The sequence below is a fragment of the Sinisalibacter aestuarii genome, assembly GCF_027923545.1.
Taxonomy (GTDB): Bacteria; Pseudomonadota; Alphaproteobacteria; order Rhodobacterales; family Rhodobacteraceae; genus Sinisalibacter; species Sinisalibacter aestuarii.
In genome coordinates this window covers 20211-42282 of the sequence record NZ_BROH01000007.1, presented here as the reverse complement: position 1 = coordinate 42282, position 22072 = coordinate 20211, and the positions used below count along the sequence as shown (strand labels likewise).

20 protein-coding genes are annotated in these 22072 nt (G+C 66.6%); 10 read left to right on the top strand and 10 right to left on the bottom strand.

Annotation, left to right across the window (positions count from 1 at the left end):
* Positions 1-9 precede the first annotated feature (9 nt).
* Entirely contained in the window at positions 10-672 is a 663-nt protein-coding gene (locus QMG28_RS12355) for an HAD-IA family hydrolase (RefSeq protein ID WP_281842616.1), read from the bottom strand.
* Positions 673-768: 96 nt separating this feature from the next.
* Here QMG28_RS12355 and glmU point away from each other — a divergent pair, with 96 nt between their 5' ends.
* The 4 genes from glmU (at position 769) to QMG28_RS12335 (ending at position 5232) form a co-directional block, all read left to right on the top strand.
* Positions 769-2118: a bifunctional UDP-N-acetylglucosamine diphosphorylase/glucosamine-1-phosphate N-acetyltransferase GlmU gene (gene glmU, locus QMG28_RS12350; RefSeq protein WP_281842615.1), complete on the top strand. Its 1350-nt coding sequence runs from the start codon at positions 769-771 to the stop codon at positions 2116-2118.
* Positions 2119-2180: 62 nt separating this feature from the next.
* A complete protein-coding gene (glmS, locus tag QMG28_RS12345) occupies positions 2181-4007 on the top strand; it encodes a glutamine--fructose-6-phosphate transaminase (isomerizing) (RefSeq protein ID WP_281842614.1) in 1827 nt (608 codons plus the stop codon).
* On the top strand, positions 4007-4558 hold the full coding sequence (locus tag QMG28_RS12340; protein ID WP_281842613.1) for a pyridoxamine 5'-phosphate oxidase family protein: 552 nt from the start codon (positions 4007-4009) through the stop codon (positions 4556-4558). Before glmS ends, QMG28_RS12340 begins: the two co-directional genes overlap by 1 nt.
* Positions 4555-5232, top strand: a complete 678-nt coding sequence (locus QMG28_RS12335; RefSeq protein WP_281842612.1) for a DNA alkylation repair protein — start codon at positions 4555-4557, stop codon at positions 5230-5232. The genes QMG28_RS12340 and QMG28_RS12335 overlap by 4 nt, the downstream gene beginning before the upstream one ends.
* A 54-nt stretch (positions 5233-5286) precedes the next feature.
* On the opposite strand, the gene QMG28_RS12330 is transcribed toward QMG28_RS12335, so the two are convergent.
* Positions 5287-5763, bottom strand: a complete 477-nt coding sequence (locus QMG28_RS12330) for a hypothetical protein (RefSeq protein ID WP_281842611.1) — start codon at positions 5761-5763, stop codon at positions 5287-5289.
* An 81-nt stretch (positions 5764-5844) separates the two neighbouring features.
* Here QMG28_RS12330 and moaA point away from each other — a divergent pair, with 81 nt between their 5' ends.
* Both moaA and QMG28_RS12320 read left to right on the top strand, forming a co-directional pair.
* The gene (moaA, locus tag QMG28_RS12325; protein WP_281842610.1) at positions 5845-6855 is read left to right on the top strand and encodes a GTP 3',8-cyclase MoaA; all 1011 of its coding nucleotides are present in this window, start codon (positions 5845-5847) and stop codon (positions 6853-6855) included.
* A 110-nt stretch (positions 6856-6965) separates the two neighbouring features.
* On the top strand, positions 6966-7241 hold the full coding sequence (locus QMG28_RS12320; protein WP_281842609.1) for a DUF2934 domain-containing protein: 276 nt from the start codon (positions 6966-6968) through the stop codon (positions 7239-7241).
* A 16-nt stretch (positions 7242-7257) separates the two neighbouring features.
* On the opposite strand, the gene QMG28_RS12315 is transcribed toward QMG28_RS12320, so the two are convergent.
* The 5 genes from QMG28_RS12315 to QMG28_RS12295 form a co-directional block, all read right to left on the bottom strand.
* A complete protein-coding gene (locus tag QMG28_RS12315; RefSeq protein WP_434784445.1) occupies positions 7258-8601 on the bottom strand; it encodes an NAD(P)/FAD-dependent oxidoreductase in 1344 nt (447 codons plus the stop codon).
* On the bottom strand, positions 8601-8894 hold the full coding sequence (locus QMG28_RS12310) for a DUF8617 domain-containing protein (RefSeq protein WP_281842607.1): 294 nt from the start codon (positions 8892-8894) through the stop codon (positions 8601-8603). The genes QMG28_RS12315 and QMG28_RS12310 overlap by 1 nt, the downstream gene beginning before the upstream one ends.
* Positions 8891-10060 (bottom strand): acetylornithine deacetylase, encoded by a 1170-nt coding sequence (argE, locus tag QMG28_RS12305; protein ID WP_281842606.1) that lies wholly within the window; start codon positions 10058-10060, stop codon positions 8891-8893. Before argE ends, QMG28_RS12310 begins: the two co-directional genes overlap by 4 nt.
* Positions 10061-10163: 103 nt before the next feature.
* Positions 10164-11450 carry a DUF3422 family protein gene (locus tag QMG28_RS12300; RefSeq protein WP_281842605.1) on the bottom strand — a complete coding sequence of 429 codons (1287 nt, stop codon included), beginning with the start codon at positions 11448-11450 and terminating at the stop codon, positions 10164-10166.
* A gap of 75 nt (positions 11451-11525) precedes the next feature.
* Positions 11526-12683: a type III PLP-dependent enzyme gene (locus QMG28_RS12295; RefSeq protein WP_281842604.1), complete on the bottom strand. Its 1158-nt coding sequence runs from the start codon at positions 12681-12683 to the stop codon at positions 11526-11528.
* Positions 12684-12894: 211 nt separating this feature from the next.
* Between QMG28_RS12295 and QMG28_RS12290 the strand changes: the two genes are divergently transcribed.
* Both QMG28_RS12290 and QMG28_RS12285 read left to right on the top strand, forming a co-directional pair.
* On the top strand, positions 12895-13458 hold the full coding sequence (locus tag QMG28_RS12290) for a pseudouridine synthase (protein ID WP_281842603.1): 564 nt from the start codon (positions 12895-12897) through the stop codon (positions 13456-13458).
* 192 nt (positions 13459-13650) lie between these two features.
* Positions 13651-14151, top strand: coding sequence for a hypothetical protein (locus tag QMG28_RS12285; RefSeq protein WP_281842602.1), 501 nt, complete (start codon positions 13651-13653; stop codon positions 14149-14151).
* 108 nt (positions 14152-14259) lie between these two features.
* On the opposite strand, the gene QMG28_RS12280 is transcribed toward QMG28_RS12285, so the two are convergent.
* The 3 genes from QMG28_RS12280 to QMG28_RS12270 form a co-directional block, all read right to left on the bottom strand.
* Complete coding sequence (locus tag QMG28_RS12280; protein WP_281842601.1) at positions 14260-15642, bottom strand: NAD(P)(+) transhydrogenase (Re/Si-specific) subunit beta; 1383 nt, start codon at positions 15640-15642, stop codon at positions 14260-14262.
* A 15-nt stretch (positions 15643-15657) separates the two neighbouring features.
* Positions 15658-17229 carry a Re/Si-specific NAD(P)(+) transhydrogenase subunit alpha gene (locus tag QMG28_RS12275; RefSeq protein ID WP_281842600.1) on the bottom strand — a complete coding sequence of 524 codons (1572 nt, stop codon included), beginning with the start codon at positions 17227-17229 and terminating at the stop codon, positions 15658-15660.
* Between the two features lie 136 nt (positions 17230-17365).
* Positions 17366-17815 (bottom strand): methyltransferase family protein, encoded by a 450-nt coding sequence (locus tag QMG28_RS12270; RefSeq protein WP_281842599.1) that lies wholly within the window; start codon positions 17813-17815, stop codon positions 17366-17368.
* A 90-nt stretch (positions 17816-17905) separates the two neighbouring features.
* On the opposite strand from QMG28_RS12270, the gene kynU reads away from it, so the two are divergent.
* Together kynU and QMG28_RS12260 are read left to right on the top strand one after the other, a co-directional pair.
* The gene (gene kynU / locus QMG28_RS12265) at positions 17906-19096 is read left to right on the top strand and encodes a kynureninase (RefSeq protein ID WP_281842598.1); all 1191 of its coding nucleotides are present in this window, start codon (positions 17906-17908) and stop codon (positions 19094-19096) included.
* Positions 19097-19395: 299 nt separating this feature from the next.
* Positions 19396-22068: a Hint domain-containing protein gene (locus QMG28_RS12260; RefSeq protein WP_281842597.1), complete on the top strand. Its 2673-nt coding sequence runs from the start codon at positions 19396-19398 to the stop codon at positions 22066-22068.
* Positions 22069-22072: the final 4 nt, after the last annotated feature.

Below are 22072 nucleotides of genomic sequence, written 5' to 3'. Positions count from 1 at the left end.
CGCCGCCGGTCAACCGAGGAGACGCGCCACCACCGCATCGAGCCCGTCGAACGATCCAAGCCGCGCCTCCGGGTCGAGCGCGGCCACTTCGGCGGCATTGGCGGTGAAGGTGACGAGCGCGCAGGGCACGCCGGCGGCGCGGGCGGTGGCAAGGTCGGTCCCGGTATCGCCGATCATCATCGACCGCGCGAGCACGCCCCCCGCCCGCTCCACCGCGGCGCGGTAGGGGGCCGGATCGGGCTTGCGGCTGGGCAGCGTATCGGCGCCGATCACCGCATCGAACAGATCGGCAGCCCCCAGCCCCGCCAGCACGCCCAGCGCCAGCGCCTCGGGCTTGTTGGTGCACACCGCCACCCGGTCGCCCGCCGCTTTCAGCCGCTCCACCGCATCGCGGGCACCGGGATAGAAGCGGCTGCGGCTGACCAGATCGGCCTCGTACTGCGCGATGAAGGTGGGAAAAGCCGCATCCACCTCCGCCTCACCGCCCTGCCCGAGCCGCGCAAAGCCAAGCCGCAGCATCGCCCGCCCGCCATGGAAGGCCGTGGCCGCATCCGCGCCCGGATCGAGCAGGTCGCCCGCCCCAAGGGCGCGAAAACAGGCATTGGCCGCCGCGATCATGTCGGCGGCGGTGTCGGCAAGCGTACCGTCGAGATCGAATATCACCGTGCGCATCCGCCTCTCCGCCGTTATGCTCTGCCCGGCGGCATTCCGCTTGCAGCCTGACAGAGCCGGGGTAAAACGGTCGAAAGCGATTGGAAAGAGCAGATCATGCCCACAAGCCTTATTGTTCTCGCCGCCGGTCAGGGCACGCGGATGATGTCGGACCGGCCGAAAGTCCTGCACGAGCTTGGCGGCGTGCCGCTCTTCGCCCATGCGCTGGCGGCGGGCCGGGCGCTGGAGCCTGAACATGTGGTTCTCGTCGCCGGGCATGGCGCCGAGGCGGTGACGAAATCCGCCAGAGCCCTCGATGACGAGATCACCGTGGTGGTGCAGGAGGAGCAGCTTGGCACCGCCCATGCGGTGGCGCAGGCCCGGCCCGCGCTCGATGGTGCTGCGGGCGATGCGGTGGTGCTCTATGGCGATACGCCCTTCATCTCCGGCGAAACGCTGGAAGCGATGCAGGCGGCTCGCGCCGGTGGGGCCGATGTGGTGGTGCTGGGCTTCGAGGCGGCCGATCCGGGGCGCTACGGGCGGCTCGTGGTCGAGGATGGCGCGCTGATACGGATCGTCGAGTACAAGGATGCGAGCGCGGCGGAACGCGCCATCAGCCTGTGCAATTCCGGCGTGGTCGCCGCCGATGCCGCCCTGCTTTTCGATCTGATCGACGCGGTCGGCAACGACAATGCGAGCGGCGAATATTACCTCACCGATATTGTCGAAGTGGCCCGCGCGCGCGGGCTCTCGGCGGTGGTGGTGCAATGCGACGAGGCCGAGACGCTGGGGATCAACACCCGCGCCGAGCTGGCCGCGGCGGAGGCGCAGTTTCAGGCCGCCAAACGCACCGAAGCGATGGAAAACGGGGCCACGCTGGTGGCGCCCGACACCGTGTTCTTCGCCTTCGACACCTGGATCGGGCGCGACGCGGTGATCGAGCCGCATGTGGTTTTCGGCCCCGGCGTGACGGTGGAGAACGAAGCCCGCATCCGCGCCTTCAGCCATCTCGAAGGCTGCCATGTGAGCCGCGACGCGGTGATCGGCCCCTTCGCCCGGCTGCGCCCCGGCGCGGAACTGGCCGAGGGCGCGAAGGTGGGCAATTTCGTCGAAATCAAGAATGCCGAGATCGCCGCCGGGGCCAAGGTGAACCACCTCACCTATATTGGCGACGCCTTCGTCGGCGAGGGCGCGAATATCGGCGCCGGCACGATCACCTGCAATTACGATGGCGTCTTCAAGCACCGCACCCATATCGGCGCGCACAGCTTCATCGGCTCCGACACGATGCTGGTGGCGCCGGTCAGGGTGGGCGACGGGGCGATGACGGCCACCGGCACGGTGGTCACCCGCGACGTGCCGGACGGCGCGATGGCGGTGGGCCGGGCACGGATGGAGATCAAGGAAGGCTATTGGCGCCGGTTGTATGAAAAGTTAAAGGCCAAGAAGGCAAAGCAGCAGAATTAAAACATTTACGTTCGAAAAGTATAATTCACATCACTTATCGAACCCACGAGAGGATCTGACCCATGTGCGGGATTGTAGGCGTTCTTGGGGAGCATGAAGTGGCCCCGATCATCGTTGAAGGGCTGCGCCGGCTGGAATATCGCGGCTATGACAGTGCCGGGATCGCCACCGTCAACGAGGCGGGCCAGCTCGACCGCCGCCGCGCCGTCGGCAAGCTCGTCAACCTGTCCGACCTGCTGGTGCACGATCCCCTGCCCGGCCGCGCCGGGATCGGCCATACCCGCTGGGCCACCCACGGCGTGCCGAACGAGGTAAACGCCCACCCGCACCGATCTGGCGGCGTGGCGGTGGTGCATAACGGCATCATCGAGAACTTCCACGAATTGCGCGCCGAACTCGCCGCCAAGGGCATCCCGCACGAATCCGAGACCGATACCGAAACCGTCGCGATGCTGGTCGGCGCCTACATGAAAGAAGGCAAAAGCCCCCAAGAGGCCGTGCGCGCCACGCTCGCCCGGCTCGAAGGCGCCTTTGCGCTCCTGTTCCTGTTCGACGGCGAGGACGATCTGATGATCGCCGCGCGCAAGGGCAGCCCGCTCGCCATCGGCCATGGCGAGGGCGAGATGTATGTCGGCTCCGATGCCATCGCGCTGGCGCCGATGACCAATATGATCACCTATCTCGAAGAGGGCGACTGGGCGGTCATCACCCGCGCGGGCGCCACGATCTACGATGCCGAGGGCAAGCTTGCCAACCGCGAGGCGCGCCGGATCCGCATGGATGCGGCCCGGATCGAAAAAGGCGGCCACCGCCACTTCATGATGAAGGAGATTGCCGAGCAGCCCACCGTGGTCGGCCAGGTGCTCGACGCCTATGTCAGCCCCGACGCGCATGGGATCATGATGGACCTCGAAGGCATCGACTTCGCCGGGATCGACCGGCTCTCCATCGTCGCCTGCGGCACCGCCTATTATGCCGGTCTGGTGGCGAAATACTGGTTTGAGCATTATGCCCGCCTGCCCGTCGATATCGACGTGGCGAGCGAGTTCCGCTACCGCGAGCCGCCCTTCGCGCCGCGCACGCTGGGGATTTTCGTCAGCCAGTCGGGCGAAACCGCCGATACGCTGGCCGCGCTGCGCTTCAGCGAGGGCAAGGCGGCGCGCACGCTGGCGCTGGTCAACGTGCCGGAAAGCTCCATCGCCCGCGAGGCCGACGTGGCGCTGCCGATCCATGCCGGGCCCGAAATCGCGGTGGCCTCGACCAAGGCCTTCACCTGCCAGCTCACCACCTTCGCGGTGCTGGTGGTCAAGGCCGCCCATGCGCGCGGCGAGATCGACGATGCCGGGATGGTCGAGATGCTCACCGATCTGCGCCACCTGCCCGGCCTGATGAGCCATGCGCTCGCCTCCGACGAACTGATCCGCGCCGCCGCCGAAGAGGTGGCCGAGGCGCGCGACGTGCTCTTCCTCGGCCGTGGCCAGATGTTCCCCCTCGCCCTCGAAGGCGCGCTGAAACTCAAGGAAATCAGCTATCTGCACGCCGAGGGCTACCCGTCGGGCGAACTCAAGCACGGCCCCATCGCGCTGGTCGACAAGGCCACGCCTACAGTGGTGCTCGCCCCGCATGACGGGCTGTTCGACAAGACCGTGTCGAACATGCAGGAGGTGATGGCGCGCGGCGGGCGGGTGCTGCTCGTGGCCGATGCCCGGGCGAAGGACCAGGCCGGATCGGGCGTGTGGAAGCACATCACCATGCCCGACGCGCCGGAATTCCTGCAACCGATCCTCTACGCGGTGCCGGCCCAGCTTCTCGCCTATCACGCCGCCGTGGCCAAGGGCACCGATGTGGACCAGCCGCGCAACCTCGCCAAATCGGTGACGGTGGAATAATGGCCAAACAGTTCGACGCGATCGGCGATGCCCACCGCGCCTTCATCGAGGCGAGCCACATCTTCTTCGTCGGCACCGCCGCCGCCGATGGGCGGGTGAATATCAGCCCCAAGGGCACCGACAGCCTGCGGGTGATGGGGCCGAACCGGATCCTCTGGCTCAACCTCACCGGCTCGGGCAACGAAAGCGCCGGCCACCTCGCCCGCGTCAACCGGATGACGCTGATGTGGGCCGGGTTCGAAAAGCGCCCGCTGATCCTGCGCGCCTATGGCACCGCCCGCGTGGTGCATGAGCGCGACGCGGATTGGGCAGAGCTGTCGGGCCTGTTCGGGGCACCGCTCGGGGCGCGGCAGGTGTTCGATATGTCGGTCGACATGGTGCAGACCTCCTGTGGCTATGCCGTGCCCTATTTCGACTTCGCCGGCGAACGCGACACGCTGGCGCGCTGGAGCGCCGACCGGGGCGAAGAGGGTATCCGCGCCTATTGGGACGAAAAGAACCGCCACACCATCGACGGCGCGCCCACCGGCATTTTCGGAGACGACGGGTGACCCCCGAGGCCGCCCTGGCCGCGCTCAACGCCCTGGTGGAACCGGGCCGGGCCGAACAGGTGGCGGCCTATATGAAGGTCGAGCGCCCCTATCTCGGCGTGCCGCTCCCGGCGATCAACGATCTCACCAAGGGCTGGCGGCAACAGCTTACGGTGGCCGAGCGCGTGGCGCTGGCCGATGCGCTGTGGCAGACCAATATCCACGAGGCCCGGATCACGGCGGCCAAGCTGCTGACGCAGGCGCGGATGCGGCCCGACGACGGGGCCTGGGCGCTGATCACCTCCTGGCTGCCCGATTTCGACGCCTGGGCGATTGCCGACCATGCCTGCATGGCCGGGCAGAAGCGGCTCACCGCCGACCCCACCCGGCTCGACGAGGTCGAAGGCTGGACCGGATCCGGCCATCTCTGGACGAAGCGCGCCGCACTCGTCATCACCCTGCCCTGGACCAAGCAGAATCACCCCAAACCCGACGATCTCGCAATCCGCGAGCGCGTGCTCGGCTGGGCGGCAGGCTATGTGGACGACCCCGAGTGGTTCATCCAGAAAGCCGTGGCCTGGTGGCTGCGCGAGTTGTCGAAACACGATCCCGACCGGGTGCGCGGCTTTCTCGATGCCCATGGCGACCGGATGAAAAACTTCGCCCGCAAGGAAGCGGGCAAGTATCTGGCCTGATGCGCCTTCATCCTTGCAAAAATACTCCCGCCGGAGGCAAAAAAGTCTCCGCTTTCAGCCGCCCGCGAAAACGTCAAGCTCGTGCAGGCCCGTCAGCCCCACGCCCAGCAGCCTGAGCGCGGGAAGCGAGATCCGGCTGCCCGCGCTTTGCGGCCCGTCGATCGGGCGCAGCTCCAGCGACACCGCCTTGCCGTTGGCCACCGCCACCACCCGGCCCTGCCGCGACGCGGTGACCAGCGGCGTTTCCAGCCAGAAGCCGGGATCGGCGGGGTTGCCCAGCGTTGCCACCGTGCGCCCGAGCCGGGCCTCGCCCGCGGGTTCGGGCGCGGCCTGCGCCGCCGCGCGCTCAGCCGCGCTTGTGGTGTCGAAGGCATCGGCGGTGTTGGCGCCGGCGGGGGCCACGCCGCCCGCGCCGGGGCGCGGCATCGGCCGGGTCATCCCCGGCGGCGGCGCAAGGTCTTCATCCGGCAGGGCAAACTGGCCGCAGGCGGCGGGAAAGAGGGCAAGGGCGATCGTCAGGGCGTAGCGCATGGCGCGAGATTACGCTCAAATCCGCGTGTCGCCAATGCCGCAGAGCTTGCTCCCGAAGCCCCCAGTCTCTAGGTTCGTATCATGGAAACGCGCCCGCTCATCGACCCGTTTCAACGGCCGATCACCTATCTGCGCCTGTCGGTGACGGACCGCTGCGACTTTCGCTGCTCCTATTGCATGGCGGAAGAGATGACCTTTCTGCCCAAGAAAGAGCTGCTCAGCCTCGAAGAGCTCGACCGGATGGCGACGGCCTTCATCGGCCTCGGGGTGAGGAAGCTGCGCGTCACCGGCGGCGAGCCGCTGGTGCGCAAGGATATCCTCACCTTCTTCCGGGCGATGTCGCGCCACCTCGACAGCGGCGCGCTCGATGAATTGACGCTCACCACCAACGGCTCGCAGCTTGCCCGCTTTGCCGGCGATCTGGTCGAGGCCGGGGTGCGGCGGATCAATGTCTCGCTCGACACGCTGGATGCGGACAAATTCCACGAGATCACCCGGCGCGGTTCGCTCGCCAAGGTGATGGCCGGGCTCGACGCGGCGCAGGAGGCGGGGCTGCGGGTCAAGCTGAATGCGGTGGCGCTGAAGAATTTCAACGAAAGCGAGCTGTTCGCCCTCACCGAATTCTGTGCCGCGCGCGACATGGACCTGACCTGGATCGAGGTCATGCCGATGGGCGAGATGGAGGCGGAAACCCGGCTCGACCAATACTGGCCGCTCACCGATCTGCGTGAAAAGCTGGCCACGCGCTACACGCTCACCCCGCTCACCGAGCGCTCGGGCGGCCCGGCGCGCTATATGCGGCTGGAAGAGACCGGGCAGAAGATCGGCTTCATCACGCCGCTCACCCATAATTTCTGCGAAAGCTGCAACCGGGTGCGGATGACCTGCACCGGCGAGCTTTACATGTGCCTCGGGCAAGAGGACCGCGCCGATCTGCGCGCGCCCTTGCGCGACCATCCCGATGACGACGCGGCGCTCATCGCCGCGATCCGCGACGCGATCAGCCACAAGCCCGAAGGGCATGACTTCGACTATTCGCGCCAGCGCGCGGATGGCCAGATGTCGCGGCATATGAGCCATACGGGTGGTTGATTCTTAATCAATCGCTGTCACGGATCGGTTGCGATCCGGCCTTACCTTGCGTCAAAGCCGTCGATACGCATACTTGTAATCGTCGAAACACTTAATCGCAGAGGACGCCCATGCCGAAGCCCAAGGTGACTGAAGACCAGATCCGCGAAGCTGCCTATCACAAGTGGATCGAAGACGGTGCCCCGCACGGAAAAGACCAGGATTACTGGTTCAAAGCCGAAGAAGAACTGAGCGAGGCGAAGCCGAAGAAAGCCCCGGCGAAAAAGCCCGCCGCGAAAAAGCCGGCGGCCAAGGCGGCAGCCGCCAAACCTGCGGCCAAGAAACCCGCTGCGAAGAAAGCGCCGGCCAGGAAAGCGGCCCCGGCGAAAGGCGCCGCGAAAGGCTGAGCGCCGGGCCGCACCGTCAGAGGTTCGGCCCCGGCTCCAGCTTGCGGCCGTCGAAGAACCGCGCCAGCCGGAACCGGCTCATGTCGTGGCCGGCCGGTTTGCCCTGCACCATGCTGGCGATGATCCGCCCGAAGCCCGGGCCGATACCGAAACCGTGGCCGCACATGCCGGTGGCGATGGTGAGGCCGGGCAGTTCTGCCGCATGATCCACCACCGGCACCAGATCCGGCAGGGTGTCGATCATCCCCGCCCAGGCGCTTTCGATCTCCACCGGACCGAGGCCGGGAAAGGTCGCGGCCATCGCGGCGGCGGTGGCGCGGACCTTGTCCATGTTCGGCGCCGGGTTCAGCACCCGCATCTTCTCGAAGGGCGAGACATCGCCCGCTGTCCAGCGCCGCGCCGTCGTCCAGGCATCGGGAAAGCCGCGCGGGGCGGCGGGGCGCAGCGCGGTGCCCATCGGATCTTTGATAAGCTGCGGCAGGTAGCCGAAGAAGGCACGGACGGCATCGGGGCCGACATAGAGCTCATGATACCCTTCCGGCGCGAGCGTATAGCCGCCATCGGCGCGCCGCCGCCAGGCAAGGCGATCATCCACCGCGCCACCCTGAAACACATCCGGCAGCGCGGCGGTGCGCATCGCGGTGGCCCGCACCGAAAGCTGCGGGATCGCGATACCGTGGCGGCGCAGCAGAAGCGACGACCAGGCGCCGCCCGCCAGCACCACCGCATCGGCCCGCACCCGGCCCCGCTCGGTGACAACGCCCGTCACCCGGCCCGCCTCGACATCGAGCAGCCGCACGGCGGTGGCCTCGCGGATCACCGCGCCCGCCTTCGCCGCCAGCCGGGCCAGCGCCGGGACGGTAACGAAGGGCTCGGCACGCATGTCGGTGGGCGTCCAGAGGCCGCCCGGCCAGCGCCGCGCCGCCTGCGGCAGCAGCCGTGCAACGCCATCGGCATCGAGGATCTGGGTAGACACGCCAAACGGCTCTGCCTGCCGCACCCAGTCGGCGAAGCGCCCCATCTCGGCGTCGTCGCGGGCGAGATAGGCCACGCCGCCCTGGGTAAGATGAATGTCGGTATCCACCTGCGCCGCCAGTTCCGGCCAGAGCCGCTGGGCCTCCTGCGCGATGGGTATTTCGCCCCGATCGCGCCCCTGCACCCGGATCCAGCCCCAGTTGCGGCTCGATTGCTCGCCGGCGATACGGCCCTTTTCCAACACCACCACCGACAGGCCGGCGCGGGCGAGGAAGAGCGCCGTGGTCACCCCGATCACCCCGCCACCGATCACCGCCACATCGGCCCGGTCGGGCAGATCGCCGCTATGTTCGGGCGGGTTGGCCTCCGAGATCGGAAAGGGCATCATTGCTCGAACACCTTGTTCACGCGCGCTGGTTCCGGCGCGTAGGACAACAGCCCGCCATCCGCGCGGTCGATCCAGAGCCGCCCGCATGTGCGGCATTCCCACATCCGGCGCGCGGATGCCTTGCGCCGCAATTCCATCGCCATTGCCGCCGGAGCACGCGGGCGCGCCAGCGCCGCATCGAGCGCCTCCCAGAACGGCCCCCAGTCACGGTCGGCAATGGCATGGCCCTTGTGCGGCAGCGCATCGGTGCCGTCATGGATCGTGGCGCCGCAAGAGCAGGTGATTTTCATGCCTGCGCCCGCTCCAGATGCGCGATCAACCGATCTGTAAAGGCGATGCCCTTCTCGAACTGGCTCACGCTCAGCCACTCATTCGGCTGATGGGCCTGCGCGATATTGCCCGGCCCGATGATCACCGCCGAATAGCCGCCCTCCTGAAACTGGCCCGCCTCGGTGGCGTAGCTGACCACATGGGTGGCGTTGTCGCCCGACAGGCTGCGCGCGAGCGCCTCCGCCGCGCCGTCATTTTCCGGTTTCAGCCCCGGCACGTGGAAGCGGATTGCCGTTTCGATCCGCGCCTCGGGATGGATCGCCTTCATCCCCGCCTCGATCCGGGCGACCTCGTCGAGATAGCGGTCGCGCCAGCCCTCGACGCTTTCGCCGGGGATGCAGCGGAAGGCCATGACGAAGCGGCAATCCCTGGCGGTGATGTTGTCGGCGGTGCCCCCGTGGATCGTGCCGACATGGCAGGTCGTCCAGGGCGGCTCGAACAGCGCGTCGATCGGGTCGCGCTCGCGGGCCATGTTTTCGGCGTTCATCCGGTTGGCCCAGTCGACGAGCTTTGCCCCCTCCATCACCGCGCTCACCCCGGTATGCATGAGCGAGGAATGCACCTCGTGGCCGCGCAGATGGGTGGCGATGCCGATCCCGCCCTTATGGCCGTTGACCACCTTCATCTCGCTTGGCTCGCCGATGATCGCCGCAGCGGCGCGCGGCAGCACCTCAGCCATTTCGGCGATCATCCGCGGCGCACCGAGGCAGCCGACTTCCTCGTCATAGGAGAGCGCGATCTGTAACGGGCGCTGAAGATTCGCCTTCAGCGCCTTCGGCACGGCGGCCAGCGCGATGGCGTCGAACCCCTTCATATCGCAGGTGCCGCGCCCGTAGAGGCGGCCATCTTTCTCGACCACTTCAAACGGGTCTGTGTCCCAGGCCTGCCCCTCGACCGGCACCACATCGGTATGGCCCGACAGCACCACGCCGCCCTCCACCTCGGGGCCGATATTGGCGTAGAGCGCAGCCTTGGTGCCATCGTCATTGTAAACCCGGTGCGCCCGCACGCCATGGGCGGCGAGGTAATCCTCGACCCAATCCACCAGCGCGAGATTGCTCTCGGACGAAACGGTGGGGAAAGACACCAGCTTGTCGAGGATGTCGCGGGCTGAAAGGTCTTGCATAGGAGGCTCCTTTGGCCGCGAGCCTGCCTGCGGGCCGGGGGGCGGTCAAGGGGGCGAGGCGTTTTCGAAAACGCCTCTCAACGGGTTTCAAACCCGTTGGGGTCTACTTGTGGATCAGCCGCTTTTTCACCGACCGGCCAATGAGCCAGACCACCAGCACCACCGGCAGCACCAGGCCCGCCTTGGCCCATGTCTTGTCGACGCCCAGCCTGTAGGCCAGCGGCTCGACCAGATAGGCCAGCAGCGACACCGCGTAATAGCTGATCGCCACCACCGAGAGCCCTTCCACCGTTTCCTGCAGGCGCAGTTGCAGATCGGCGCGCCGGTCCATGCTTTCGAGCAGCTTCTGGTTCTGGGCCGAGCGTTCCACATCCACGCGCGTGCGCAGCAGATCCCCTGCCCGCTCGGCGCGCTCGGCCATGTCGCCAAGCTGCCGCTCGACGGATTTGACCGTGCGCATCGCCGGATCGAAGCGGCGCATCATGAATTCGTTGAGCGTCTGGCGCCCGTCCCACCGCTCTTCGCGCAGCACGCGGATACGGTCGGTCACGATCGCCTCATAGGCCGAGGTGGCGCCGAAGCGGAACGAGGTTTGCGCATGAAGGCTTTCAAGCTCGGCCGAGATTTGCAGAAGCTCGCCCAGTTCCGCCTCGTGGCTCGTGCCCGCCTTGCCAAGCTGGCGCACCATCTGCGACAGCTCGTCTTCCAGATCGCCCAGCCGCCCCTGCACGCTGCGCGCGCGCGCCAGCCCCAGCATCGACATCGCCTTGTAGGTTTCGATCTCGGTCAGCCGCTGCACGATCCGCCCCACCCGCCGCTCGGTGATCTCCGGCCCGGTGAACACGCCGAAGCGCATATGCCCGCCCGGATCAATGCGGAAATCGCCCGCGATGATCGCCGCCCCGTCGAGCACCGAGGAGGCGGCCACGCTTTCGGCCACGAACCAATCGTCGATCTTGCGGCGCATCTCGTCTTCGCCCGGCATGATCTCGACACGCACCAGCGCCGAGGTGAGCCGCACGCCGGGCGCCTGCGCCAGCCAGTCGGCGGGGAACACGTCGAACACCTTCGGATCAAAGGGCTTTTCGGCATTGCCGTCGCCGAAGATCGTATAGGTGACGAACTCGGTATGCTGCTCCCATTTCAGGGTGTGCTTGCCGATCTCGCCGAAGAAATGGTTGTCGCCCGCCTTCGGATGCGGCGCGCCGAACCGGTCGAGCAGCGCATGCAGATGGGCGACATCCTCGGCGCGGTCGCGCCCCGCCGCATCGGTGGGGCGCTTGATCGCGATATAGGCGGCAAAGCAGGGCGGGTTCAGCGCCGGAAAGGGCCGCGCATGAAGCTCGTTTGCCAGCGCATAGCGCAGCTCGTGGTCCTGAATCGTCGCCATCTGCATCCCCGGTCGATCCCGTCCCTTCCGGGATACGGGATTTCCCGGCATCGGGCCAGAGGCCCCGGCTGCGACTTAGAGCACGATCACATCGAGCGGCGGGAAACCGTTGAAACCGACAGAGGAATAAGACGAGGTGTAGGCCCCGGTATTGCGGATCACCACCTTGTCGCCCGCCTTCAGGGTGAGGGGCAGCATGATCGGGCGTTTCTCGTAGAGCACATCGGCCGAGTCGCAGGACGGGCCGGCGAGGATGCAGGGGCCGAAAGAGTCGAAATCGCGCGGCGTGGCGATCTGGTAGCGGATCGCCTCGCCCTCGGTCTCGGCCAGGCCCGAGAACCGGCCGATATCGAGGTAGACCCAGCGGTGCGTGTCATCCTCGGATTTCTTCGACACGAGCACCACTTCGGCGAGGATCGCGCCGGCTTCGGCCACCATGCCGCGGCCCGGCTCGGCCATCACCCGGGCGACCTGGCCGAAGCGCTCGGTGACCAGCCCCATCACGCGGCTGGCATAGGTGGTGGGGGTGTCGACCGGATCGCCGTAATAGGCGGGGAAGCCACCGCCGATATTGAGCAGCGTCGGCGCATAGCCGCGATCCTGCAGATCGCGCCAGATCCCGGCGACCGAGTCGAGCACCGGCGCCCACATCTCGGCGCGGCGGGTTTGCGAGCCGACATGGAAGGACAGGCCGACCGGCACAAGCCCCAGTTCGATGGCACGGGCAAAGAGATCGGGCACCATGGAAGCCCGGCAGCCGAACTTGCGGCTGAGCGGCCAATCGGCCTCGCTGTTCTCGACCAGAACGCGAATGTAGACCTCGGCGCCCGGCGCATTTTCGGCGATCTTCTCAAGCTCTTCGCCGGCATCCGCCGCAAAGAGCGTCACCCCGACATGGTGGGCGAAGGCAATATCGGCGGGCTTCTTGATCGTGTTGCCGAAGGAGATATGGCCCGGCTCGGCCCCCTGCGACAGGCACAGCTCGATCTCGCCGCGCGAGGCGGCATCGAAATGCGAGCCGATATTGACCAGCCGCTCGATGATCTCACGGGTCGGGTTGGCCTTCACCGCGTAATGGATATGGGCAAAGCCAAGACCCACTTTCAGGGCGTGATACTGCGCCTCGACACGGTCGATATCGAGCACCAGCGTGGGGCGGTCCACGAGCGCGGTGGCGGCGAAGGAGTCGATGCGGGTGGAGGGCGCAAAAGCGCCCTGTGCAGCAATGGTCATGGCTATCTCCACGAGACAGGGGCAAGGCCCCAAGGTTCCAATGAAGACGTTACCGTCGCTGCATAAACGCGTGCCCGTATTGGGTTGCCCGGGCGTGGCCAGAGGCGCGTGCGTTGGCGTCTGATCGCGCATATGGGGCGAAGGTTCGATTCACGCAAGCAGTTTTTCATCCGGGGGTGAAATTTCTCGCCGGGCCGCGTATGGGAGGCACATGACCCGGCTGATCCTGTTCAACAAACCCTATGGCGTGCTGACGCAATTCACCGATGAGAAAAGCCCGACGCCCCGCGCGACGCTCTCGGATTTCATCGACGTGCCGGGCGTTTACCCCGCCGGGCGGCTCGACCGCGACAGCGAGGGGCTGGTGCTGCTCACCGATGACGGCAAGCTGCAGGCGAAGATCGCCAATCCGAAGCACAAGATGGAAAAGACCTATCTGGTGCAGGTGGAGGGCGCACCGGGCGAGGACGATCTGGAGCCGCTGCGCCGCGGGCTGCGGCTGAAAGACGGGATCACCCGCCCGGCCCGCGCCCGGCTGATCGCCCCGCCCGATCTGTGGCCGCGCGTGCCGCCGGTGCGGTTTCGAAAATCGGTGCCGGATGCCTGGATCGAGCTCACCATCAGCGAGGGCCGCAACCGGCAGGTGCGGCGGATGACGGCGGCCATCGGCCTGCCCACCCTGCGGCTGGTGCGCTGGCGCATTGGCCCCTGGCGGCTCGACGGGATCGTTCCGGGAAGCTGGCGCGAGGCGCCGCCGCAGACCGGGCGCGGCTAACCCGGACCGGCGAAAAGCCGCCCTTTTCAGGCGATTATGGCCGGATTCATCCGCCGTTTACCAAAAATGCCGCGTGCCGGCTCGATTTCCGCCATGTCTCCGGCGCTTTCTCCGATCACAACCTGAAGTATTGTGATGTGCGCAGTTCAACCCAAAGTAGTTCAACCTCTCCCTGACCCAAGGATCTGACAGATGGCCAGACCCGGATTTCTCCACAGCGAAGACGGCGCGGTAACCGTCGATTACGTCGTCCTGCTGGCAACGGTGATCACCATCACCCTGTCGCTGATGACGCAGATGGGCCTCAGCCTTGGCAGCTTCGCGACGGCCATGGGCGACCACATCGCCGATGGCGGCGGCTTCGAGGTCGATGGCAGCACGGCGGGCGCAGGCACGGGCGCGGGCACGGGCGGCGAAAGCGGTGACGGCACCGGAGAGGCAAGCGGCAACGGGGCGGATGGAGCCTCGGGCGACGGTGCAGGCACGGGCGCATCGGGAGAGGAGAGCACCTCCGGCAGCAGCGGCAGCAGCGGGAGCAGCAGCAGCTTCGACGACAGCGCCGACAACAGCGGCGGCTCCGGCGATGACAGCCGCAGCGGCAACCCCGGCAATGACAAGGATGTCGGGCGGGCCGGCGAAAACCCGAACGGGCGCGACGATTGGGGCGATGGCGGGCGCGGCCGCTCGCGCTGAGCGCCAGCATACGGGCAAGCCCCACCCCGGCGGGGCTTCACCCGCCCCGCACCCAAACGAAAAAGGCCCCGCCGGAGCGGGGCCTTTCGGTATTCACTGGCTGGCCGATCAGTCGATCATCGGCAGAAGGCTGTCCATCGACGCCTTGGCGTCGCCATAGAACATCCGGGTGTTTTCCTTGTAGAACAGCGGGTTTTCGATGCCCGAATAGCCCGTGCCCTGGCCGCGTTTGGAGACGAAGACCTGCTTGGCCTTCCACACTTCCAGCACCGGCATCCCGGCGATGGGCGAGTTCGGGTCTTCCTGCGCGGCGGGGTTCACGATGTCGTTCGAGCCGATCACGATCACCACGTCGGTTTCCGGGAAGTCCTCGTTGATCTCGTCCATCTCCAGCACGATGTCATAGGGCACCTTGGCCTCGGCCAGCAGCACGTTCATGTGCCCCGGCAGACGGCCCGCAACCGGGTGAATGCCGAAGCGCACGTTCTTGCCCTTGGCGCGCAGCTTGCGGGTAAGCTCCGCCACCGATTGCTGCGCCTGCGCCACCGCCATGCCGTAGCCCGGCACGATGATGACCGATTGCGCCTCGTTCAGCGCCGAGGCCACGCCGTCGGCGTCGATGGCGACCATCTCGCCCTCGATCTCCATCGCCGGGCCCTTCGGGCCTCCGAAGCCGCCGAGGATCACCGCGAGGAACTTGCGGTTCATCGCCACGCACATGATGTAGGACAGGATCGCGCCCGACGAGCCCACCAGCGCGCCGGTGACGATCAGGAGGTCATTGCCGAGCAGGAAGCCGGTGGCCGCCGCCGCCCAGCCCGAGTAGCTGTTCAGCATCGAGACCACCACGGGCATGTCCGCCCCGCCGATGGCCCAGACCAGATGCGCGCCGATGATGAAGGCGAGCGCCGTCATCAGATAGAGCGTCCACGGCCCGGCATGGTTCATATACATGATCAGCAGCACCAGCGAGGCCAGCACCATCAGCCCGTTCCACATATGGCGGCCCGGCAGGATCAGCGCCTTGCCGTTGATCCGGCCCGACAGCTTGCCATAGGCCACCAGCGAACCGGTGAAGGTGATCGCGCCGATAAAGACGCCGAGGAAGATCTCGATCTCGTGGATGATCTTCTCCGCCCCGGCATCGGCGCCGGCAAATTCGTGCGGCACGAGGTCGGAGTTGAGGCCGATGAACACGGCGGCAAGGCCGACGAAGCTGTGCAGCAGCGCCACAAGCTGGGGCATCCCCGTCATCTCGACGCGCTGCGCCACGATGACGCCGATCAGCGCGCCGATGGCGATGGAGATGATCAGCGTCGCGCCGATGGCCACGCCGGGGCCGAAGATCGTCGCCAGCACCGCGATGGCCATGCCGGTGATGCCGAACCAGACGCCGCGCTTGGCGCTTTCCTGGTCCTTGAGCCCGCCGAGCGACAGGATGAAGAGAACGGTGGCCGCGATATAGGCGGCGGTTTGCAGTTCAGGTGTCATATCGACCTCCGCCTATCAGGATTTCTGGAACATTTGCAGCATGCGCCGCGTGACCATGAAGCCGCCGACGACGTTGATCGTCGCGATCAGCACCGAGATCCCGGCAAGGATCGTGACGATCCCGATACCGGAGCCAAGCTGCAGCAGCGCGCCGAGGATGATGATCCCCGAAATCGCGTTGGTCACGGCCATGAGCGGGGTGTGCAGCGCGTGGCTCACCCCCCAGATCACCTGGAAGCCGACGAAGACCGCCAGCACGAACACGATGAAATGCCCCATGAAGGCCGCCGGCGCATAAAGGCCGATGATCGCCATCAGCACCGCGCCCAGCACGAGCATGCCGATCTGCTGACGCCCGGCCTTGCGGGCGGCGGCGGCTTCCTCGGCCTTCAGCTCTTCGGGGGTCTTCTCGACCGCCGTGGGCTTCGGCTTGGCCGCGATCGCCTGGATTTTCGGCGGCGGCGGCGGGAAGGTGATCTCGCCCTGATAGGCGACGGTGGCGCCACGGATCACGTCATCGTCCATGTCGTGATTGACCTTGCCGTCCTTTTCGGGCGTCAGGTCGGTCATCATGTGGCGGATGTTGTTGGCGTAGAGCGTCGAAGCCTGCGTGGCCATCCGCGACGGGAAGTCGGTATAGCCGATGATCGTCACACCGTTCTTGGTAACGATCTTCTCGTCCTTCTTGGTCAGCTTGCAGTTGCCGCCCTTCTCGGCGGCGAGGTCGACGATCACCGAGCCCGGCTTCATCGCCTCGACCATATCGGCCGTCCAAAGCTCCGGCGCTTCACGGTTCGGGATCAGCGCGGTGGTGATGACGATGTCCATCTCCGGCGCAAGCTCGCGGAACTTGGCAAGCTGGGCGGCGTGGAATTCAGGGCTCGACACCGAGGCGTAACCGCCTGAGGCCGACCCGTCCTGCTGCTCTTCGTCGAAGTCGAGATAGACGAATTCCGCGCCCATCGATTCGACCTGTTCGGCCACTTCGGGCCGCACGTCGAAGGCATAGGTGATCGCGCCGAGCGAGGTCGAGGTGCCAATGGCGGCGAGGCCGGCGACACCGGCGCCGACCACGAGCACTTTCGCCGGCGGCACCTTGCCCGCCGCCGTCACCTGCCCGGTGAAGAAGCGGCCGAAATTGTTGCCCGCCTCGATCACCGCGCGGTAGCCGGCGATATTGGCCATCGACGACAGCGCATCCATCTTCTGGGCGCGGGAGATACGCGGGACCATCTCCATCGCGATCACATTGGCGCCCTTCTCTTTCGCCAGCGCCAGGCCGGCCTCATTGCCGCCGGGATTGAAGAACGAAATCAGGGTCTTATCCTTGGTGAGCCGTTTGAGCTCCGCCTCGGAAGGTTCGCGCACCTTGGCGATGATATCGGCGTCTTTCCACAGCGCCGCGGCGGTTTTCACCACCGTCACGCCCGCCGCCTCGTAATCGGCATCGGAAAAGCCCGCAGCCTCCCCCGCTTTCGACTGGATCAGACAGTCGTAGCCCAGTTTCTGCAATTGAGCCGCGCTTTCCGGCGTCATCGCAACCCGGTTTTCACCGGCGATCGTTTCCTTCGGAACCCCGATTTTCACGATGTTCTCCTTCCTCTTTTTCCCGCGCGGGTGACTCGCCCCGCGCAGTTCGGGATGTCTTTACGCGAAAGATTCGGGGATTTCGACTGAAACTGGTCGGTTTCGTATATTTTTTCGCCGCAAAGGAAATACCGCTTCAGATCCAGCGCCGCACCGTGGCAAACCACGCCTCGACTTCGTCGCCGAAACGCGCGCGCAGGCCGGCTTCCTCGCCGCGAATGAAGCGCCGGGTGATGATCCCGGTGAAGGCGGGCAAGAGCACCAGCGCCGGCAGCACGTCCCAATGCAGGGCCGCGCCCGCCAGCACCAGCGCATCGCCAAGGTAGATCGGATTGCGGCTGAGCCGGTAGATCCCCTGCCGGACGAAACGCGTCGGCACCCGGCGCGGGATGAAGGTGGTGTGGTGGCGCACCAGTTCCCACGCGCCCAGCCCCATCGCACCCAGCCCCGCGATCACCATCGCATCGCCGAGCCAGGTGATCCAGGAAAGCCCCGTCGCCAGCCAGGGTGCGATCCGGTCGAGCGCCCAGGTCAGGCCGAGCGCGCCGATGAGCCACGAGGGCGGAATGTCGAGCCATTTCAGCATGGGCCGAGACTAACCGCGCCGGGGCGGAACACAACCGCTTGCGTGCCGCCCCGGGGGCGATAGGCTGACGCGGCAATGACGGGAGAGCAGATGGATTTCGCCGCGACCAAAGCCCTGTTCGATCTGCCGAAAGGCGTGATCTATCTCGATGGCAATTCGCTCGGGCCATTGCCCAGGGCAACGCCCGCGCGCGTGGCGCGCACGCTGTCGGAGGAATGGGGCGCGGCGCTGATCACCGCCTGGAACAGTGCCGGCTGGATGGCCCAGCCGCGCGCGCTCGGCGACCGGATCGGGCGGCTGATCGGGGCGGAACCGGGCAGCGTGGTGGTGGGCGACACGCTTTCGATCAAGGTCTATCAGGCGCTTGCGGCGGCGCTCGACATGCGGCCCGGACGGCGGAAAATCCTGAGCGATTCCGGCAATTTCCCCACCGATCTTTACATGGCGGAAGGGCTGATCGGGGCGCTTGGCAAGGGCCATGAACTGCTCACACCGCCGCCCGAGGAGGTGGCCGACCATATCGACGACGATCTTGCCGTTCTGATGCTGACCGAGGTGGATTACCGCACCGGGCGGCGGCATGACATGGCCGCCCTCACCCGCGCCGCCCACGCGGCGGGCGCGCTGGTGATCTGGGATCTCGCCCATTCCGCCGGCGCGCTCGAGGTGGATCTGGCGGGCTGTGGCGCGGATTTCGCCGCCGGCTGCACCTACAAGTATCTCAATGCCGGGCCGGGCGCGCCCGCCTTCATCTATGTCGCCCCCCACCTTGCCGATGCGGCCCGCCCCGCCCTTTCGGGCTGGATGGGGCATGAAGCCCCCTTTGCCTTCGATCCCGATTACCGCCCCGGGCCGGGCATCGAACGGATGCGCGTGGGCACGCCGCCGGTGATCCAGATGGCCGCGCTGGAGGCCGCGCTCGACATCTGGGACGGGGTCGATATGGCGGCGTTGCGCGCCCGCTCCATCGCGCTCAGCGAGCACTTCATCGCCGGGGTCGAAGCCGCCGCGCCGATGCTCGCGCTGGCCTCGCCGCGCGATCCCGCCCGGCGCGGCAGTCAGGTTTCGTTCCGGTTCGAGCACGGCTATGCGGCGATGCAGGCGCTGATCGCGCGCGGCGTGATCGGCGATTTCCGCGCGCCCGACATCATGCGCTTCGGCATCGCGCCGCTCTATATCGACGAAGACGATATCGACCGCGCCGTCGCCGAAATCGGCACGGTCATGGGCGAAAAGCTGTGGGACCGGGCGGCGTTCCGCGCCCGTGCAGCCGTCACCTGACGCCCGCTCCGCGCGGCGGCGAAGTCCCCGTATTTTCAAATATTTGCCTCTAATTTGGGTCAAATGTGGCCCATTTGCGCCGCAATCGCCTCCTAGTTTGCCTCAAGCGGCGCGTGCGTATTGCGCGCCAGAAGCCGGAAAACCGGCGGTTACAGAGGCAGAAGTCAGGTGGCAGTGGTCAGGACAGATTCTGCGGGGGCAACGCGCCCGGGCACGGCCCGGCGGCGTGTTTCGGCACCTGCATCCCCCGCCCTGCGCCCCAGCCGCCATGACGCCCGCACCCACCGGGAGGCGCGCGCATGGCAACGATGATTTCCGGCCTCGGCGGCCCGGCGGGCTACGGCGAGAACGTCTTTTCCAGCACACCGAAAACGGCGGGCAACAACGACGATGGCTCGATCTACGTCAATGCCAGCTCGGTCTTCGGCGACGACGGGATCGACTTTTTCGGCACCACCTATTCGGGGTTCTACCTCAACTCGAACGGCAACATCTCGTTCGGCGCCGCCAACACGACCTACAACGTCAACAGCATCGGTGCGATCAACACACCGACCATCGCGCCCTTCTTCAGCGATGTGGATATTTCCAAGGGTGGCCAGATCTACTGGGATCTCGACCCCTCGGCCGGCACCATCACCATCACCTGGGACAATGTCGCGCGCTATAGCGGTTCGGGCAGAAACTCGTTCCAGATGATCCTGACCTCGACGGGCGATGGCAATTTCGGCCTTGAGTTCATCTATGAAGACATCCAGTGGCACACCGGCTACGGCACCGTGGCGCAGGCTGGCTACACCGATGGCGGATCGAACGATTTCGTCCTGCCCGGCTCGGGCAACGCCACCACGATCCTGCAATACGAAACCTACGATTTCGGCTACGAAGATCCCAACGGCACGGTGGATTTCATCGTGCAGAACGGCACGCCCGGATTCAGCGACGGGATCGTTTCGGGCACCAGTGGCGGCGATCTGATCGACGCCAGCTATTCCGGCGACCCGGATGGCGACATGGTCACCAATGGCAGCGATACGATCGAGGCCGGCGCGGGCGACGATACGATCGACGCGGGCGGTGGCAACGACACGATTGACGCCGGCGATGGCGACGACACGATCCTGTGGGATGCCGGCGACGGCTCCGACACGATCGACGGCGGCAGCGGCGGCGAGACCGATGGCGATACGCTCGACATCACCGCCACCGGCAACAGCACCGACACCACGCTCACCGGCGACGGCACCGGCACCACCACCATCGGCGGCAATACGCTGACCTTCTCCGATATCGAGAATTTCACCTTCGATGCCGGCACCGCCGATACGTTCGACGGCTCCGCCGATACCGAGGGCCTGAGCGTCGATACCGGCGGCGGCGACGACTGGATCGCGGGCGGCAGCGGCAATGACGAGATCGACGCGGGCAGCGGCGCCGATACGATCTATGGCGGCGATGGCGACGATACGATTCAGGGCGGCAGCGGCGACGATGTGATCCTCGGCGATCACGTTCCCGAACAGGGGCTGTGGTCCTATACGGTGTGGAACTACAATTTCGGCAGCGCCGCCGGGCAGGCTTTCGACGCCGAGAACGGAACGCTTGCCGGCACCGGCACCACCGGCGGCTTCGACAGCGCAGCCCTGGTCAACGCCGCGCGCGGCAGCAGCGGCGACCAGTCGGATTTCGCCGTGGTCTACACCTCGACGCTGCTGGCCGATGAAAGCGGTGTCTTCACCTTTTCGACCACCTCCGACGACGGCTCGACGATCCGCATCTTCGATCAGGACGGCAACCCGCTGACCTGGACCCAGGGCGGCTCGACCGACACCTTTCTCGACAATGACTACCACCAGTCGGCGACGACCCGGTCGGGCCAGGTCACGCTCGAACAGGGCCAGACCTACACGATCGAGGTGCGGCATTGGGAGAATGAGGGCGGCGATATCATCTCGGCCACGGTCAGCCCGCCCGGCGGTGGCTCTCAGAACCTCGCCAACAGCCCGCTGATCATCGGCCCCGCCGCCGGCGCCGGATCGGGCAACGACGTGATCGACGGCGGCGACGGCGATGACGTGATCTACGGTGAGGCCGGGGATGACGTGATCACCGGCGGCGCCGGGGCCGACATTCTCGACGGCGGCGCGGGCGACGATACGCTCCATGTCGGCGCGGGCGACACCGCCACCGGCGGCGCGGGCGACGATGCTTTCATCCTCGACGCCGCCAATGCCCTTGGCGGCCCCGGCTCGACCATCACCATCGACGGCAATGAAGACGGCGAAACCGGCGGCGACACGCTCGATTTTGCCGGCCTCATCGACTGGGGCACGATCAACTATACGGATGCCGAAAACGGCTCGGCGACGTTGTCGGACGGCACCATCGTCAACTTCTCGAATATCGAGAACGTCATCATCTGCTTCACCGAAGGCACGATGATCCTTACCCCTTACGGCGAGCGGCCGATCGAAAGCCTGCAGCCCGGCGACCTCGTGCTCACCCGCGATCACGGGCCGCAGCCGCTGCGCTGGATCGGCACCACCGAGGCCGAGGGCAAAGGCAAGCTGGCGCCGATCCGCTTCGAAACCGGCAGCTTCGGCAACGACCGCCCGCTGCTCGTCTCGCCGCAACACCGGATGATCTACGAAGGCAGCCTCGCCACGCTCTATTTCGAATCGCGCGAGGTGATGGTGCCCGCCAAGCACCTGGTGAACGGCACCACGATCCGGCAGGAGAACATGCCGCATGTGCGCTACTACCACCTGCTCTTCGACCAGCATGAGGTGATCTGGGGCAACCGCGCGGCGTCGGAGAGCTTCCATCCGGGGATGCAGGGCCTTGGCGCGATTGATGCCGCCACCCGCGATGAGCTGTTCACGCTCTTCCCCGAGTTGCGCGCCAATCCCAATGGCTACGGCCAGACCGCGCGCATGGTGCTGCGCGGCTACGAGGCCCGGCTGATCGCCTGATCCG